The sequence below is a fragment of the Anaerobacillus sp. 1_MG-2023 genome, from assembly GCF_030547345.1.
Taxonomy (GTDB): Bacteria; Bacillota; Bacilli; order Bacillales; family Guptibacillaceae; genus Guptibacillus; species Guptibacillus hwajinpoensis_B.
Genome location: NZ_JAUORD010000006.1, coordinates 221,855 through 236,193, shown reverse-complemented (window position 1 = coordinate 236,193; position 14,339 = coordinate 221,855). Strand labels below are relative to the sequence as shown.

Below are 14,339 nucleotides of genomic sequence, written 5' to 3'. Positions count from 1 at the left end.
GATGAGGTAGATAGGTTCGGGGTGGAAGCGTGGCAACACGTGGAGCTGACGAATACTAATCGATCGAGGGCTTAACCTAAACGAAAAGCGAAGTAAGCCGTTTAAATCCGACAAGCGTTGGAGGATTTTGAGTCAGACGCGCTTTATGCGTCAGAATTAAAAGGTGAAACGATCGAGGATTTGGCTTACGTAGCTGGACATATTGGAAAACGTTGCGAGTGCTATCTAGTTTTCAGGGAATAAAATTTTCCTTGAAAAACATGATGAAATATAGTATGATATATTTTGTCGCTGGTAAATCACGAAAGTGAAATCCAGTCCTTAGTCTGGTAATGATGGCGAAGAGGTCACACCCGTTCCCATGCCGAACACGGAAGTTAAGCTCTTCAGCGCCGATGGTAGTTGGGGGATCTCCCCCTGCAAGAGTAGGACGTTGCCAGGCTGATATTATTCCACAGTAGCTCAGTGGTAGAGCTATCGGCTGTTAACCGATCGGTCGTAGGTTCGAATCCTACCTGTGGAGCCATGGAGAGCTGTCCGAGTGGCCGAAGGAGCACGATTGGAAATCGTGTAGACGGTCAAAGCCGTCTCGAGGGTTCGAATCCCTCGCTCTCCGCCACTAGCATACATAATAGCAGCAAGGGCCCGTTGGTCAAGCGGTTAAGACACCGCCCTTTCACGGCGGTAACACGGGTTCGAATCCCGTACGGGTCACCATTATATATCATTTCTACTTTGTGGAGGATTAGCTCAGCTGGGAGAGCATCTGCCTTACAAGCAGAGGGTCGGCGGTTCGAGCCCGTCATCCTCCACCATTCTCTAAGGTCCCGTGGTGTAGCGGTTAACATGCCTGCCTGTCACGCAGGAGATCGCGAGTTCGATTCTCGTCGGGACCGCCATTTATATTTTAATATTATCGCGGGGTGGAGCAACAAGCGATACTTCCTTGAAACAGCAACGTGTTGTTTCGACGGATACGCTTCGAAGCATAACCTTGTAGAGAAAGAAACAGTGCACAGCGTAATGAGCAGGTGTAGCATTATTACATTCACATTATCGCGGGGTGGAGCAGTTCGGTAGCTCGTTGGGCTCATAACCCAAAGGTCGCAGGTTCAAATCCTGCCCCCGCAACCAATTAATTTTATCTGCGTTGAGTATTCATCGTTACTAAAATTAAAATGTAGTCCTGTTAAGGGCAACCAATTATATTTTAAACATGGCTCTGTAGCTCAGTCGGTAGAGCAGTGGACTGAAAATCCACGTGTCGGCGGTTCGATTCCGTCCGGAGCCACCATGTTGCCGGTCTAGCTCAATTGGTAGAGCAACTGACTTGTAATCAGTAGGTTGGGGGTTCAAGTCCTCTGGCCGGCACCATTTTCTCGAAATGAGATCAAATTCCATTGCACTTTCATAAAATGTGTATTACAATGGTAATTGTCAATTTGGAGGGGTAGCGAAGTGGCTAAACGCGGCGGACTGTAAATCCGCTCCCTCAGGGTTCGGCGGTTCGAATCCGTCCCCCTCCACCATCTTGATAGGGGTATAGTTTAAAGGTAGAACAGAGGTCTCCAAAACCTCCGGTGTGGGTTCGAGTCCTACTACCCCTGCCAATTTCAAATTTTTATGGCGGTTGTGGCGAAGTGGTTAACGCACCGGATTGTGATTCCGGCATTCGTGGGTTCAATTCCCATCAGCCGCCCCATTTTTGGGCTATAGCCAAGCGGTAAGGCAACGGATTTTGATTCCGTCATGCGCTGGTTCGAATCCAGCTAGCCCAGCCATTTTTTGTTGCGGAAGTAGTTCAGTGGTAGAACATCACCTTGCCAAGGTGGGGGTCGCGGGTTCGAATCCCGTCTTCCGCTCCATTTTAAAAAGGCGGCATAGCCAAGTGGTAAGGCACGGGTCTGCAAAACCCTTACGCCCCGGTTCAAATCCGGGTGCCGCCTCCAATCTTAATATTTTTTCTTAAAAGTCCTGCCGGAGTGGCGGAATTGGCAGACGCACAGGACTTAAAATCCTGCGGAGGGTGTACCTCCGTGCCGGTTCGAGCCCGGCCTCCGGCACCACTTATTTTTCTGCCTGAATTGAATATGGTATTTTGCCGGTGTGGCGGAATTGGCAGACGCGCACGACTCAAAATCGTGTTCCGAGAGGAGTGTCGGTTCGAACCCGACCACCGGTACCATTACATACGTTATTTCAAGACTTCAACGTTCTCGTTGAGGTCTTTTTTATATGTTTTAATTTTCAATGACTCACTGAGCAAATTCCTGCTCATTTAAAAATAGAGATGATAAAATACAAGTATAAGATAGATAAAACAATTTACTGAAAGAGTGATTCGATGAGAATTGAAGTATGGTCCGATTTCGTTTGTCCATTTTGTTATATAGGAAAAAGACGTCTTGAAAGTGCGCTTCAGGCTTTTCCAAAGCGTGACCAAGTAGAAGTTGTCTTTAAAAGCTTTGAACTTGATCCTAATGCGAAAGAATCGAATGGAGAAAGCATGGCTGAGCTTCTAGCAGCGAAATACAATGTCAGTCTAGAACAAGCTCAGGGTATGTGTGAGAATATGAGACAGCAAGCTGCTGGAGAAAACCTAACGTATGATTTCGATAAAATGATTCCAACGAATTCATTTGATGCTCATCGTCTTGTTCACTATGCGACGAAGCATGGTAAAAGTAATGAAATGTCAGAACGTCTCTTTTATGCCTTCTTTACCGAATCCAAAAATATTGGTGATCATGAAACGCTTGCATCACTTGGTGAAGAACTTGGGCTAGACGGTTCGGATATAAAACGTATGCTAGGGACTGAAGAATTTACGAAAGAAGTTCGCAACGATGAAGCAATGGGAAGTCAGCTTGGCATTCAGGGCGTACCATTCTTTGTATTTGACGGTAAATATGCCGTGTCAGGTGCTCAGCCTGTAGAAATGTTTGAACAGGCCATTGAGAAGGCCTGGGGAGAAGGAAGTAAGCTTGAAGTAGTCGGTGAAAATACAGAAGCGTGTTCTGCTGACTCTTGTGATTTTCCTAAATAAAACGCAAGAAAGCTCTCTTATTTAAAAGAGAGCTTTTTCTTATGCATCTGTACTTTCTTGTTTAATCGTTTTGTAAGCTGAATCAAGGTTGCGAATGCGACGAACTATTTCTGAGTTTTTGTTAAGGTTGTCATAGATCATTGACGAAACAACTGAACGATAATAGCTATTCATTGCTTCTAATTTTGAAAATACATCACAATTCTTTTGTATGTATTGGCGAAAATTTTCTTCGAAAAATGGTGTTGAGAATGGTTCCATATGATTTCTCCTTTCTGTCTATCATTCTGATTATAGGGTGATCGTCATCAGAACGTCAAACGGATCATGAGGAGTGATGTTCTATTAGATCAGCCGTGATGAGGAATGTTTGTAAAGAAAATATGAGAAATGTGTTGTTTCTTTCATATGTTCTGTGGTATTCTATCTACATCAGCGAGGATTGTAGAAATTCCTCGAATTTTCACCATTTACCCAACGCAGTGTTTCGTTAAAATTAACGAAGCGTTGCGTTTTTTTATGTCTGCTTTCTTTAACTTGAAACCCCGCTTAAGAAGTCTCCTCCATGTATTTGATTAAACATTTCTGCTGAGGCAGTTACAAGCTTTTCCCCTTCTGAAACGGAGAGCGAAGGTTGAAGATAGAAAAGTTGAATGGCATGCTTGGTTTCTTCTGTTACTGCTGTTCGCTTAGAATCAACGATAGGACTTCCGAAAGCTCCCTTGTGATCAAGTGAGAGGATTTTGTTGTTGAAGCTTACCTCACGTCCATTTAAGCCCTCATATGCAGTCGTCTCACTTCCAATGTCGATTGTAATATCTCCTTCAACTTGATCAAGATCATAGATCCCAATTGGAATTTTGTATTGAAGCGACAGAAGATTGTTGATGTCTGCAGCAGAGTGAACGAGAGGTAGCGAAGACCCTTTTTTTAACCGGCGTAATAGGGCTTCTGAGGACGGTCGGTATTTGGCGGGATCAGTCCCGAACTTTTTGAAAATGGAACGCCACTCTGAGATAGCAGGGAATGTGAGCAGGTCTGTCTGTTCAAGATCCATCATTATTGTTTCCTGATAGAACTGAAAGCGACCGCGCACCATTTGCGGCGACTTTTCAACAACGATATTATGGTAAATAGCATAACCAATTTTAAAATCAGGATATGTCTTTTTAATCATTGGAGCGAGAGTTATATTGGGCATCAAACTTTTCTCCTAACATCTAATTTTTCGTTCATTTTATCATATACCTAAATTTGAAGCTTATAAGGAGGCTTGCCTCATTTATGAATAAACTTAGAAAACAGTTAGAGCGTATTGATGGAAAAGGATATAAAGCATATAAAGACATTAGTGGGCACTATGATTTTGTGGATTACACCCTTTACATCGACTATGTCCAGGGAGACCCTTTTGCTAGTCCTTCTCGGATAAGAATCATCGTCCCACGCAAGAAAACGATCGTAGAGCCTGAGTGGTTCGATTCGGCTGTAAGAAGAGTTCGAACAGAAGATATGATTGCTAGAAAAGTAGGGGATGCCATTAGAAGGACTGAGAGGCATGCGAAAGGCACTGGAAAAAGTGGATTGGTCTCAATCGATAGACCTGGTCAAAAGGTTATTGAGAGGGCAGCAGTGAGCGTGACAGAGGAATCTATTACGATTTGTCTATCAATAGGATTACCTGCACAAGGCAGAAAAGTCCTTGGCAGACAGGCTATAAACTTGCTTCTGCATCAGCTGCCAGACATTGTGAAGAATTCTGTCTTTGCATTAAACAAACAAATAATCTTAGAGGCATTGCATTTAGCGGACCAACAAGAGGCTATTCGTGAACAGCTTACTCAAAACGGATATGTCGGATTTGTAGCGAATGGATCGATATTACCACGTGAGAGCGGGATAAGCGATCGTCCTATGAAAAATGACGCAGTACAATTCAAATCACCTAAAAGCATGGAAGTGTCTTTAACAATCCCACACCGTACTGAGCCATTACAAGGAATGGCTGTTAAGGAAGGTATTACATTAATTGTTGGCGGTGGTTATCATGGAAAGAGTACCCTCTTGCATGCAATGGAGCATGGCGTATATGATCATATTTTAGGGGATGGTAGAGAGTATGTTATTACAAACCACCAGGCAATGAAAATTCGCTCTGAAGATGGTCGGAAGGTAACTGGAGTAGACATCTCGCCATTTATAAACAATCTCCCATATGGAAAAGATACGCGTTCTTTCACATCTGAGAATGCCAGTGGAAGTACGTCCCAGGCGGCCAATATCATTGAGGCGATCGAAGCGGGTTCAGATACGTTATTAATTGATGAAGATACAAGCGCGACTAATTTTATGATTCGAGACTATCGAATGCAGCAGTTAGTTGCGAAAGAGAAAGAACCCATTACACCGTTCATTGATCGTGTGAAGCAACTACGTACAGAACATCATATATCAACCGTACTTGTCATGGGCGGATCTGGAGACTACTTTGATGTAGCTGATCAGGTGATTTTAATGGAGAACTACCTTCCATACGACGTAACGGATCAAGCTCGATCAATCGTAAAAGAATCGGAACGCAGACATGAAGGTGGAGAAAGATTTGGAGAGGCAAGAAAGAGAGTACCTGAGCAGAGTAGCTTAAACAGTAAAAAGGGAAAGAAATCGAAAGTGACAGCTCGCGGATTGCATCATATTCAATTTGGGAATACAGATGTTTCACTTCTTCAAATAGAACAGCTTGTAGATCCCAGTCAAACGCGTTTTGCTGCTGACGTCCTTCATTTTCTGGAAAGAAATCATAAGTTAGGAGAAAAGTCGATTCCAGAACTTCTTGATTTCATTGATCAGAAAATAAACGCAGAGGGACTTGGTTCTTTTTCTCTATATAAGAATCAGCATCCAGGAGATATTGCTCGAATTAGAAGAACAGAAATGGCGGCCATTTTAAATCGAATTCGAACGCTAAGAATTAAATAAAACACTCCCAAAGAGGAAGGGGGGAAACTAGTGACAAACGCACAATTAAAAGCTGATATTGTGGCATACAGTAAAACTATTGGGATTGATAAGATAGGCTTCGCGGCGGCAGATCCTTTTAAAACCCTTAAGCAACGCTTAGAGCGTCAGCAGGAGCTTGGTTATCAGTCAGGCTTCGAGGAATCTGATATAGAAAAGAGAACAGAACCTGAGCTATTGCTAAGCGGTGCAACAACGATTATATCAATTGCCATTGCGTATCCTTCGCGAATGAAGGATAGCCCTAGGAGTAAGAAGGGCGAAAGGAGAGGACTTTTCTGTCGTGCTTCATGGGGAATTGATTATCATCACCTCCTTAGAGAGAAACTCTCCCTTTTAGATGCATATATTAAATCGAAGGTTCCAGAGGCTAGAACGAGCTCGATGGTCGATACTGGCGAACTTTCTGATCGAGCTGTAGCTGAAAGAGCCGGCATTGGTTTTAGCGGTAAAAACACAATGACCATAACAGAAGAATTTGGTTCATGGGTTTATCTTGGTGAAATGATTACCGATCTAAATTTGGAACCTGATGAGCCTGTTGAAGAAGGGTGTGGTGACTGTAATATTTGTGTAGACGCATGTCCGACTGGTGCCTTAATTGAAGGGGGGCAGCTAAACGCGAATAAATGCATCGCTTTTCTTACGCAAACAAAAGGTTTTTTACCTGATGAATACCGTACTAAATTAGGAAACCGATTATATGGGTGCGACACCTGCCAGCTCGTTTGCCCCAAAAACAAAGGAAAAGATTTTCATCATCATCCTGAACTCGAACCAGATCCAGAGATGGTAAAACCAAAGCTCATACCACTTCTAACAATGTCCAATCGTGAATTTAAGACTCAGTTTGGTCAAGCGGCTGGTTCGTGGAGAGGAAAGAAGCCTATTCAACGAAATGCTATTCTTGCTCTTGCTCATTATAAAGATGAAACAGCTATTGATACACTGGTCGAAGTGATGAAAAAAGATCCTCGTCCGGTGATCCGCGGCACTTCGGCCTGGGCGCTTGGGAAAATAGGTGGCGAGAAGGCCTTTAATGCCCTTACAAAGGAGCAATTGAGAGAAAATGACAAGGATGTGGCAGATGAGATCGCTAAAGGCTTGTCAATGCTTAAAAATAAGACTTAATGCTGATGGTCAAACGATTAGATGCGTTGTAAGATAGTGAAAAATGTATAATAAAGAAGGGATAGAATGGAGAAACAAGTGATTCATTATGGGGAGTTTCTATCGCCTATAGGTGCAATAACATTGTTTGCTAGTCCTAATGGAGTTAGTAGGCTCGATTTTGGTTGCGCTGAAGATGTACTGCCTATTGCTGAAACATGGTATAAAAAACATCATGTCAAAGCGGACCTTGTTTTCAATTCTGATATAATCGAACCCATCGTCATGCAATTGGAAGAATACTTCAGTGGAAAAAGAAGGTTCTTTGATCTAAAGCTTGATAAGGTAGGAACGATTTTTCAACAGAAAGTATGGAACAACCTTTCGGAAATTCCATATGGTGAAACCCGGTCTTATCGAGATGTAGCTGTTGGTATTTCGGCACCAAAGGCTGTTAGAGCCATAGGTTCAGCTAACAACCGAAACCCAATTCCAATCATTGTACCGTGTCACAGAGTTATAGGAAGTAATGGTGCTTTAGTTGGCTATGGTGGCGGCGTAGATAAAAAAGAATATTTATTATCACTTGAACAGCAGCATTCTATGCATGCCGTTCTACCGTAACGATATATAGTGCCAGTTCGCTATCTTGATAGCGAACTGGCTTTTTTGTTTTTTTGTCTTAGGCATAAAGTTATAAAAAGAGCTTCGTTTCTTGTAAAATAGCAAATGCATTTTAAAAAAGAGATACTAAAATATCTAGGGCGAAGAATGAGAGCAACTTGATACAGCTTTTAGTTTTAAGCCCTCATATGAGGAGTGAACATTATGAACAGCTTTTTATCCAAAAGTCTGATCTACGTAGCGGGATTATTTACACTAGCCTTTGGGGTTGTCTTATTAATTAATGCCGATGTTGGAATTGCCCCATGGGATGCTCTCTACGTTGCGCTTTCTGACCAACTAGGGTTTACCGTGGGAACATGGGTGTTTATTGTTGGTGGTATTTTAATTTTTATCAATAGTCTTATTATGATGAGGAAACCAAACTTAGCTGGTTTTATTCCAATTATTCTTCTAGGATTGTTTGTTGACCTCTTGAATTTACAAATTCTCACTTTCATTGATGTAGATGGAATCGTTACCAGGTGGACCTTATTTCTTGTTGGATTAGTTATCATGGGTCTTGGAATTGCAGTGTACTTATTTGCATCTCTTGCATCTATTCCAAACGATGAACTCATGCTTGCCTTAACAGAAAGAACGGGATGGAGTATTGGTATTACTAAGACATTAACAGAAGCTCTTGCGTTTGTTCTGGCATTCTTGTTAGGCGGGCCGATTGGTGCCGGTACCTTTGTAGAAGTGCTTCTGCTTGGTATTCTTGTTGGTTGGTTTGATAAATTACTCAAGAAAATAACACACCCTTCAGCAGAGCCAGCTGTAAACCATTCCTGATTCCAAGTCATGTGTTTGATTTCCCTGTCATAAAGTGCGATGAGGGGGGACGCATATGGTGTGGGGAGACCAGTTGAAATCTTTCTGGAAAGAACAAGCAACTTGCTTACTAAATGGAACGGATCATTCAAGAATAGGAACTAGGCCTTCAGAGGAAGAAGAAGCAGTCAACCGTTATCGTATACAGAGCCAAAATAGGGGAGCTTCTGTTATTCGTATAAAAAATAAAGGGATCCTCCTGGGAAAAAAAACAGTCTCGACGAGCCAACTTTATGAATATCTTCTTCATCAGCAGTTTCTTATTAAACAGGGAGAAAAACTATATCAGGAAGAACGACTTGAAAAGAGATTGGCAAAAATGGTGGAGGGTGAACTTATTCTTGATCGATCAGCTGAGATAGAGGGAGGAACACTTCAAGTAGCAGAAGGTAAAGGCAGCGGTGATGCTCGTCTAAAAGGCTCCTATTATGATCGGTTATCAGCTCTGAAATATGCTGAGAGATGGTGGGATGATGCGAATCCTTCTTATCAGTCGTTTGATGTAGATTGTACAAATTATATTTCTCAGTGTCTTCATGCAGGGAAAGCCCCTATGCGTGGTTACCCAGATCGCACTAAGGGATGGTGGATGAAAGGAAATAACTGGAGCTATTCATGGACTGTAGCTCATGCGCTTAGGTGGCATTTAAGTAGCTCGAAGAATGGTCTTCGAGCTCGTGAAGTAGCGAATCCGGATGATCTCATTCCTGGAGATATTATTTGTTATGACTTTGATGGAGATGGCCACTGGCAACATACTACTTTTGTCGTAGATAATGATGAGAAGGGATATCCTCTTGTCAATGCTCATACAACAAATAGCAGGATGCGCTATTGGGCCTATGAAGATTCTACGGCATGGACGCCTGAAATCAAGTATAAGTTTTTTCATATTGAGGATTAGAGAATGCCATCTCCTAATCTAAAACATGCTATAATAGTATTGTTTTGAAGTGGAGGTGAATGAATATGTCTTTAAATATTGTACTGTTTCAGCCTGAAATACCAGCGAACACAGGGAATATAGCTAGAACATGTGCAGCAACAAATACAAGTCTACATCTAATTCGCCCACTAGGGTTTTCGACAGACGATAAAATGTTGAAACGTGCGGGCTTGGATTACTGGCAATATGCTGATGTACATTATTATGATTCTCTAGAGGAGTTCTTTGAAAAGAACCAAGGTGGAGAATATTATTATATTACGAAATACGGTACGAATACACATACTGACTTTGATTACTCAGATGTGAATGAGAATACGTATTTTGTTTTTGGAAGAGAAACGAATGGTTTACCAGACGAGTTGATTGAAAATAACAAAGAGCGTTGTCTTCGTCTACCGATGACAGATCATGTTCGTGCTCTTAACCTTTCAAATACTGCTGCTATTATGGTATATGAAGCACTAAGACAGCAAAGTTATCCAGGAATGAAATAAAAAAGAACGACTTTCAGCAAAGAGCTGAAAGTCGTTCTTTTTTTGATAGAAGTTTAAGCGTATTTCAACGTTCAAAAACTTTGTTTTTGAACGCTCGTCTTCGCTTTTCATGTCCAGCTGCGACTCGCAGAAACTGCGATATTTCACTCTTTCACCAGAACACAAAAGGCGTGTTCTAGTTCAAGAGTTCCAATATATCCGTTTCTAAACGCTCGTCTTCGCTTTTCATGTCTAGCTGCAGTGGGCAGACACTCGGTCACTTCACCTTTTCAACTGAACACAAAAAACGTGTTCAAATGAAAAGGCTCCAGTGCCTGCCGTGTCTAACCGCCCACTTTCGCTTTTCATGTTACCTACTACCTTTTTTGGTTTTGCTTGGTCGGTCGTTGTAGCCAGCTGTAAAGATGGCTGCTAGGAAAGCTAGGATTACTACTAAAATACCCAGGAAACTCATGGTCTCATCCTCCTCAGGTAAAATTGTGTCCAAATCTAACTCTCATTATAAACCATGTGCGGGAAGGTGTGAATATTTTGAGGGGAATTCTTGCAGTGAGGAGTTGTTTGAATTGGAAAAAAACGTCGTTATTCGATAGGATAGAGAGAGAAACCTAAAGGAGGATTTATTTTATGTATGTTGTGATGAATGAATTGAAGGTCCCTGATGAAGCAAAAGACATGATGAAGCAACGTTTTGGGAAAAGTGCTGATAGTATGAAGAATGTTGATGGTTGCTTGGAGTTTCTATTTCTTGAACAGTCGGCTGAAAACGGAAAGCTTATTGTATTTACGAAATGGGAAAGTGAAGAGGCTTATCAGAATTGGGTGCACTCCGATTCATTTAAGAACGCTCATAAAGAAAAGCGCGAATCGAAAGAAAAATCTCCAGCAACAGGAAATGAACTAAGCGAATTTACAGTAGTTTATCATACGTAAAGATGAGAGCCGGGCAACCGGTTCTTTTATTTTGGACTTTTTTCATAACTGAGCAGAAACCCTATAAAGGCTCGATTGAATCATTGGAAAGAAAGCCGAATGTTATTGGACATCCCCGCATAACATGTATTAAATCCGATGAACCAAACTTGGAGGGGGCTCTTAATGGATATCTTACGTAAAATCCAGCAGCATCGAGAAGAAGAGAGGCGGCTGAAGTGGGAAGGAACCTTCAGCGAGTATTTAGACATTATCCGGGAACGACCTGAAGTAGCGCAGTCAGCTCATTCACGTGTTTATAATATGATAAGAGATGCAGGGATTGATGAGGTTGATGGGAAAAGAAGTTATTCTTTCTTCTCTGAAGAGCTTTATGGACTTGAGGAAGCAATCGAACGTCTGGTAGAAGAATACTTTCACCCTGCTGCCAAAAGGTTAGATGTCAGAAAACGTATTCTCTTATTGATGGGACCAGTAAGTGGTGGTAAATCAACTCTTGTTACGGTGCTGAAAAGAGGACTGGAGAAATATTCTCATGAAGATTCTGGGGCTGTTTATGCGATTAAAGGCTGTCCTATGCACGAGGATCCACTGCACCTTATACCACATCATTTGAGAGATGAATTCCACGATGAATACGGGATCCGAATTGAAGGAAGTCTTTCCCCACTAAACGTAATGCGCCTTGAGCAAGAGTATGGTGGTCGTATTGAAGATGTGATGGTAGAGCGCATATTCTTTAACGAGGATAAGAGGACAGGTATTGGTACATTTAGTCCTTCAGATCCTAAGTCTCAAGATATTGCAGACTTAACCGGAAGTATTGATTTCTCAACGATAGCGGAATTTGGATCAGAGTCTGATCCTAGAGCTTATCGATTCGACGGAGAATTAAATAAAGCCAATCGTGGAATGATGGAATTCCAGGAGATGCTGAAATGTGATGAGAAGTTTTTGTGGCACTTGCTTTCACTGACTCAAGAAGGAAACTTTAAAGCTGGGCGTTTTGCGCTAATTTCTGCTGATGAACTTGTTGTAGCGCATACGAACGAAGCAGAGTATCGCTCTTTTATATCAAATAAAAAGAATGAGGCGTTACACTCTCGTATTATCGTTATGCCGGTTCCATATAACTTAAAGGTGAGTCAGGAAGAGCGTATTTATGAGAAGATGATTCGTGAAAGTGATGTAGCTGATGTGCACATCGCCCCACATGCTCTTAGAGTAGCTGCTATTTTCTCTATCTTGACGAGGTTAAAAGATACGAATCGTCAGGGAGTGGACCTTGTTAAGAAAATGCGACTCTACGATGGAGAAATTGTAGAAGGCTTTAATCAGGTAGATGTGGATGAACTTCATAAAGAGCATTCGGATGAGGGAATGAGCGGGATTGATCCGCGTTATGTTATTAACCGAATTTCCTCTACGATTATAAGAAAAGAAGTACCGTCAATTAATGCCCTGGATGTTCTTCGTTCATTGAAAGATGGACTTGATCAACATGCTTCTATCTCAAAAGAAGATAAAGAGCGGTATATGAATTTCATCTCCATTGCGCGCAAAGAGTATGATGAAATTGCAAAGAAAGAAGTACAAAAAGCATTTGTTTACTCTTATGAAGAGAGTGCAAAGACACTAATGGATAATTATCTTGATAATGTTGAAGCGTATTGTAATAAAAATAAGCTCCGCGACCCTCTTACTGGAGAGGAAATGAGTCCGGATGATAAGCTTATGCGTTCAATTGAAGAACAGATTGGCATTTCAGAAAATGCGAAGAAAGCATTTAGAGAAGAAATTCTTATTCGTATCTCTGCTTATGCTAGAAAGGGTAAGAAGTTCGATTATAATTCCCATGAACGTTTAAGAGAAGCGATTCAGAAAAAATTGTTTGCTGATTTAAAAGATGTAGTCAAAATAACGACATCTTCTAAAACACCAAATGAAAATCAACTCAAGAAAATCAATGAGGTTATCGCACGTCTCATCGATGAACATGGATATAATTCAATTTCAGCCAATGAACTTCTACGTTATGTAGGTAGTCTCCTAAATCGATAATTAGAAGAAGCATGCCTCTTTAGGTATGCTTCTTTTTATGCTGCTATAAGGAGCGCTGTTTATGAAATGGGTGAATATACTTAAAATAAGAAATTTTCTTCGTTCATGGAATAGAAAGCCACTATAACGATGGAAGTGAATGGTGAGAATATGCAATGTAATCGCTGTCATATACGTGTGCGCTTGTGCCAGCTTATTATGAGTGATAGATTAGACGTAAAGACGTATTGAAAAGAGGTTTGAGATGAAGAAGGAACGCAATCCGCTTTGGGAGTGGATCAAGGCTTTTTCAATAGCTGTAGTCCTGGCGATTGTTATTCGTGAATTTCTCATAACGAACTATGTCGTTCATGGTGAATCAATGATGCCAACGATCCAAGATGGGAATCGTTTAATTATTAATAAAATTGGTTATGAAGTCTCAGAGCCTGATCGATTTGATCTTGTAGTATTTCATGCGAATGAAGAAGAAGACTATATTAAGAGAGTCATTGGACTTCCAGGAGATACAATCGAATATAAAAATGATGTTTTATATGTGAATGGTGAGAAAATAAAAGAACCTTATCTTGAGCGTTATAAGAAAGATATTTTTAACGGGAACCTCACTGAGAATTTCCATCTTGAAGATAAAACTGGAAAATCAGAGGTGCCCGAGGGATATTTATTTCTCATGGGGGATAACCGAAGACATAGCTATGATAGCAGGCATATTGGTTTCGTACCAATGAATCAAGTAGTAGGGGAAGTAAATCTACGCTACTGGCCACTTGAGAAAATTGATTTCACATTCCAAAAATAAACTAAATATGGTTATTAAGGAAGAGAATCGGGGTACTATTACTATTGAGGTGATTCAAAATGGCGGATCATAAAGAAAAACCTGAGAACAGTTCAATGGCGATGAATGAAAAAGAGATGGCCCAACTCGGTAAAGAGATGGAAGAGCTAGACACAAATGATGAGATTAAGAAAAAGGGTAAACGTCCAGATCCGATTCAACACAAAAAAGAAAACGAAACAGAGTAACTCCCAATAAGGGAGTTTTTTTTTGAATATAGACTGATAAGGATAAAACATAAGTATAAACGGATGAAAGTAGTCCAATTCGAGTAGTTGAAGCAATAAAAGCTGTATTTGTCAGAATTAATTGTCAATTATCGCTTGTATTTGCATAGGATAAAGTATACTATTCAACGCAGCCGAAGGATGTCCACATTAGGGTTAAGTT

The 14,339-nt window shown here is 41.2% G+C and carries 13 protein-coding genes, 16 tRNA genes and 1 rRNA gene; 28 read left to right on the top strand and 2 right to left on the bottom strand.

The window, feature by feature from the left end:
- Positions 1–325: 325 nt before the first annotated feature.
- From rrf to Q4550_RS12865, 18 genes are all read left to right on the top strand, one after another.
- Positions 326–442 (top strand): 5S ribosomal RNA (gene rrf, locus Q4550_RS12950).
- Positions 443–451: 9 nt separating this feature from the next.
- Positions 452–526, top strand: a tRNA-Asn gene (locus Q4550_RS12945).
- 1 nt (position 527) lies between these two features.
- A tRNA-Ser gene (locus Q4550_RS12940) sits at positions 528–619 on the top strand.
- A gap of 23 nt (positions 620–642) precedes the next feature.
- Positions 643–717, top strand: a tRNA-Glu gene (locus tag Q4550_RS12935).
- A 22-nt stretch (positions 718–739) separates the two neighbouring features.
- Positions 740–815: transfer RNA gene (locus tag Q4550_RS12930), tRNA-Val, on the top strand.
- A gap of 8 nt (positions 816–823) precedes the next feature.
- Positions 824–899 (top strand) — tRNA-Asp (locus Q4550_RS12925).
- Between the two features lie 158 nt (positions 900–1,057).
- Positions 1,058–1,134 (top strand) — tRNA-Met (locus Q4550_RS12920).
- A gap of 84 nt (positions 1,135–1,218) precedes the next feature.
- A tRNA-Phe gene (locus Q4550_RS12915) sits at positions 1,219–1,294 on the top strand.
- A 4-nt stretch (positions 1,295–1,298) separates the two neighbouring features.
- A tRNA-Thr gene (locus Q4550_RS12910) sits at positions 1,299–1,374 on the top strand.
- 70 nt (positions 1,375–1,444) lie between these two features.
- Positions 1,445–1,529 (top strand) — tRNA-Tyr (locus tag Q4550_RS12905).
- A 7-nt stretch (positions 1,530–1,536) separates the two neighbouring features.
- Positions 1,537–1,610, top strand: a tRNA-Trp gene (locus Q4550_RS12900).
- 16 nt (positions 1,611–1,626) lie between these two features.
- Positions 1,627–1,702, top strand: a tRNA-His gene (locus Q4550_RS12895).
- Positions 1,703–1,706: 4 nt separating this feature from the next.
- Positions 1,707–1,781: transfer RNA gene (locus Q4550_RS12890), tRNA-Gln, on the top strand.
- A gap of 9 nt (positions 1,782–1,790) precedes the next feature.
- Positions 1,791–1,865: transfer RNA gene (locus Q4550_RS12885), tRNA-Gly, on the top strand.
- Between the two features lie 9 nt (positions 1,866–1,874).
- Positions 1,875–1,949 (top strand) — tRNA-Cys (locus Q4550_RS12880).
- Between the two features lie 27 nt (positions 1,950–1,976).
- Positions 1,977–2,066 (top strand) — tRNA-Leu (locus tag Q4550_RS12875).
- 34 nt (positions 2,067–2,100) lie between these two features.
- A tRNA-Leu gene (locus tag Q4550_RS12870) sits at positions 2,101–2,185 on the top strand.
- Positions 2,186–2,344: 159 nt separating this feature from the next.
- Entirely contained in the window at positions 2,345–3,046 is a 702-nt protein-coding gene (locus tag Q4550_RS12865; protein WP_303533232.1) for a DsbA family oxidoreductase, read from the top strand.
- Positions 3,047–3,085: 39 nt separating this feature from the next.
- Here the strand turns inward: Q4550_RS12865 and yvfG are convergent, their stop codons facing one another.
- Together yvfG and Q4550_RS12855 are read right to left on the bottom strand one after the other, a co-directional pair.
- Positions 3,086–3,307 carry a protein YvfG gene (gene yvfG / locus Q4550_RS12860; protein ID WP_303533230.1) on the bottom strand — a complete coding sequence of 74 codons (222 nt, stop codon included), beginning with the start codon at positions 3,305–3,307 and terminating at the stop codon, positions 3,086–3,088.
- A gap of 271 nt (positions 3,308–3,578) precedes the next feature.
- On the bottom strand, positions 3,579–4,247 hold the full coding sequence (locus Q4550_RS12855) for a B3/B4 domain-containing protein (protein WP_303533229.1): 669 nt from the start codon (positions 4,245–4,247) through the stop codon (positions 3,579–3,581).
- An 83-nt stretch (positions 4,248–4,330) separates the two neighbouring features.
- On the opposite strand from Q4550_RS12855, the gene Q4550_RS12850 reads away from it, so the two are divergent.
- The 10 genes from Q4550_RS12850 to Q4550_RS12805 all read left to right on the top strand — a co-directional run bounded on the left by Q4550_RS12850 (position 4,331) and on the right by Q4550_RS12805 (position 14,137).
- Positions 4,331–6,025 (top strand): ABC-ATPase domain-containing protein, encoded by a 1,695-nt coding sequence (locus Q4550_RS12850; protein ID WP_303533227.1) that lies wholly within the window; start codon positions 4,331–4,333, stop codon positions 6,023–6,025.
- A 30-nt stretch (positions 6,026–6,055) separates the two neighbouring features.
- Complete coding sequence (gene queG / locus Q4550_RS12845; RefSeq protein WP_283153064.1) at positions 6,056–7,195, top strand: tRNA epoxyqueuosine(34) reductase QueG; 1,140 nt, start codon at positions 6,056–6,058, stop codon at positions 7,193–7,195.
- A 66-nt stretch (positions 7,196–7,261) separates the two neighbouring features.
- A complete protein-coding gene (locus Q4550_RS12840; protein WP_194220055.1) occupies positions 7,262–7,798 on the top strand; it encodes a methylated-DNA--[protein]-cysteine S-methyltransferase in 537 nt (178 codons plus the stop codon).
- 204 nt (positions 7,799–8,002) lie between these two features.
- Entirely contained in the window at positions 8,003–8,632 is a 630-nt protein-coding gene (locus Q4550_RS12835; protein WP_242057318.1) for a YczE/YyaS/YitT family protein, read from the top strand.
- A 55-nt stretch (positions 8,633–8,687) separates the two neighbouring features.
- Positions 8,688–9,575: an amidase domain-containing protein gene (locus Q4550_RS12830; RefSeq protein ID WP_194220054.1), complete on the top strand. Its 888-nt coding sequence runs from the start codon at positions 8,688–8,690 to the stop codon at positions 9,573–9,575.
- A gap of 65 nt (positions 9,576–9,640) precedes the next feature.
- Complete coding sequence (gene trmL, locus Q4550_RS12825) at positions 9,641–10,114, top strand: tRNA (uridine(34)/cytosine(34)/5-carboxymethylaminomethyluridine(34)-2'-O)-methyltransferase TrmL (protein WP_194220053.1); 474 nt, start codon at positions 9,641–9,643, stop codon at positions 10,112–10,114.
- Positions 10,115–10,741: 627 nt separating this feature from the next.
- The gene (locus Q4550_RS12820) at positions 10,742–11,047 is read left to right on the top strand and encodes an antibiotic biosynthesis monooxygenase family protein (RefSeq protein ID WP_194220052.1); all 306 of its coding nucleotides are present in this window, start codon (positions 10,742–10,744) and stop codon (positions 11,045–11,047) included.
- 165 nt (positions 11,048–11,212) lie between these two features.
- Positions 11,213–13,108, top strand: coding sequence for a PrkA family serine protein kinase (locus Q4550_RS12815; protein ID WP_226616162.1), 1,896 nt, complete (start codon positions 11,213–11,215; stop codon positions 13,106–13,108).
- A gap of 244 nt (positions 13,109–13,352) precedes the next feature.
- Positions 13,353–13,910, top strand: a complete 558-nt coding sequence (gene lepB / locus Q4550_RS12810; protein ID WP_194220050.1) for a signal peptidase I — start codon at positions 13,353–13,355, stop codon at positions 13,908–13,910.
- 59 nt (positions 13,911–13,969) lie between these two features.
- Entirely contained in the window at positions 13,970–14,137 is a 168-nt protein-coding gene (locus Q4550_RS12805) for a hypothetical protein (protein WP_283153062.1), read from the top strand.
- Positions 14,138–14,339 lie beyond the last annotated feature (202 nt).

Bases quoted from the DNA above. Each gene is read 5' to 3' on its own strand.
- Q4550_RS12865 (WP_303533232.1), top strand. From the start codon at position 2,345: ATGAGAATTGAAGTATGGTCCGATTTCGTTTGTCCATTTTGTTATATA.
- yvfG (WP_303533230.1), bottom strand. From the start codon at position 3,307: ATGGAACCATTCTCAACACCATTTTTCGAAGAAAATTTTCGCCAATAC.
- Q4550_RS12855 (WP_303533229.1), bottom strand. From the start codon at position 4,247: ATGCCCAATATAACTCTCGCTCCAATGATTAAAAAGACATATCCTGAT.
- Q4550_RS12850 (WP_303533227.1), top strand. From the start codon at position 4,331: ATGAATAAACTTAGAAAACAGTTAGAGCGTATTGATGGAAAAGGATAT.
- Q4550_RS12840 (WP_194220055.1), top strand. From the start codon at position 7,262: ATGGAGAAACAAGTGATTCATTATGGGGAGTTTCTATCGCCTATAGGT.
- Q4550_RS12835 (WP_242057318.1), top strand. From the start codon at position 8,003: ATGAACAGCTTTTTATCCAAAAGTCTGATCTACGTAGCGGGATTATTT.
- Q4550_RS12830 (WP_194220054.1), top strand. From the start codon at position 8,688: ATGGTGTGGGGAGACCAGTTGAAATCTTTCTGGAAAGAACAAGCAACT.
- trmL (WP_194220053.1), top strand. From the start codon at position 9,641: ATGTCTTTAAATATTGTACTGTTTCAGCCTGAAATACCAGCGAACACA.
- Q4550_RS12820 (WP_194220052.1), top strand. From the start codon at position 10,742: ATGTATGTTGTGATGAATGAATTGAAGGTCCCTGATGAAGCAAAAGAC.
- Q4550_RS12815 (WP_226616162.1), top strand. From the start codon at position 11,213: ATGGATATCTTACGTAAAATCCAGCAGCATCGAGAAGAAGAGAGGCGG.
- lepB (WP_194220050.1), top strand. From the start codon at position 13,353: ATGAAGAAGGAACGCAATCCGCTTTGGGAGTGGATCAAGGCTTTTTCA.
- Q4550_RS12805 (WP_283153062.1), top strand. From the start codon at position 13,970: ATGGCGGATCATAAAGAAAAACCTGAGAACAGTTCAATGGCGATGAAT.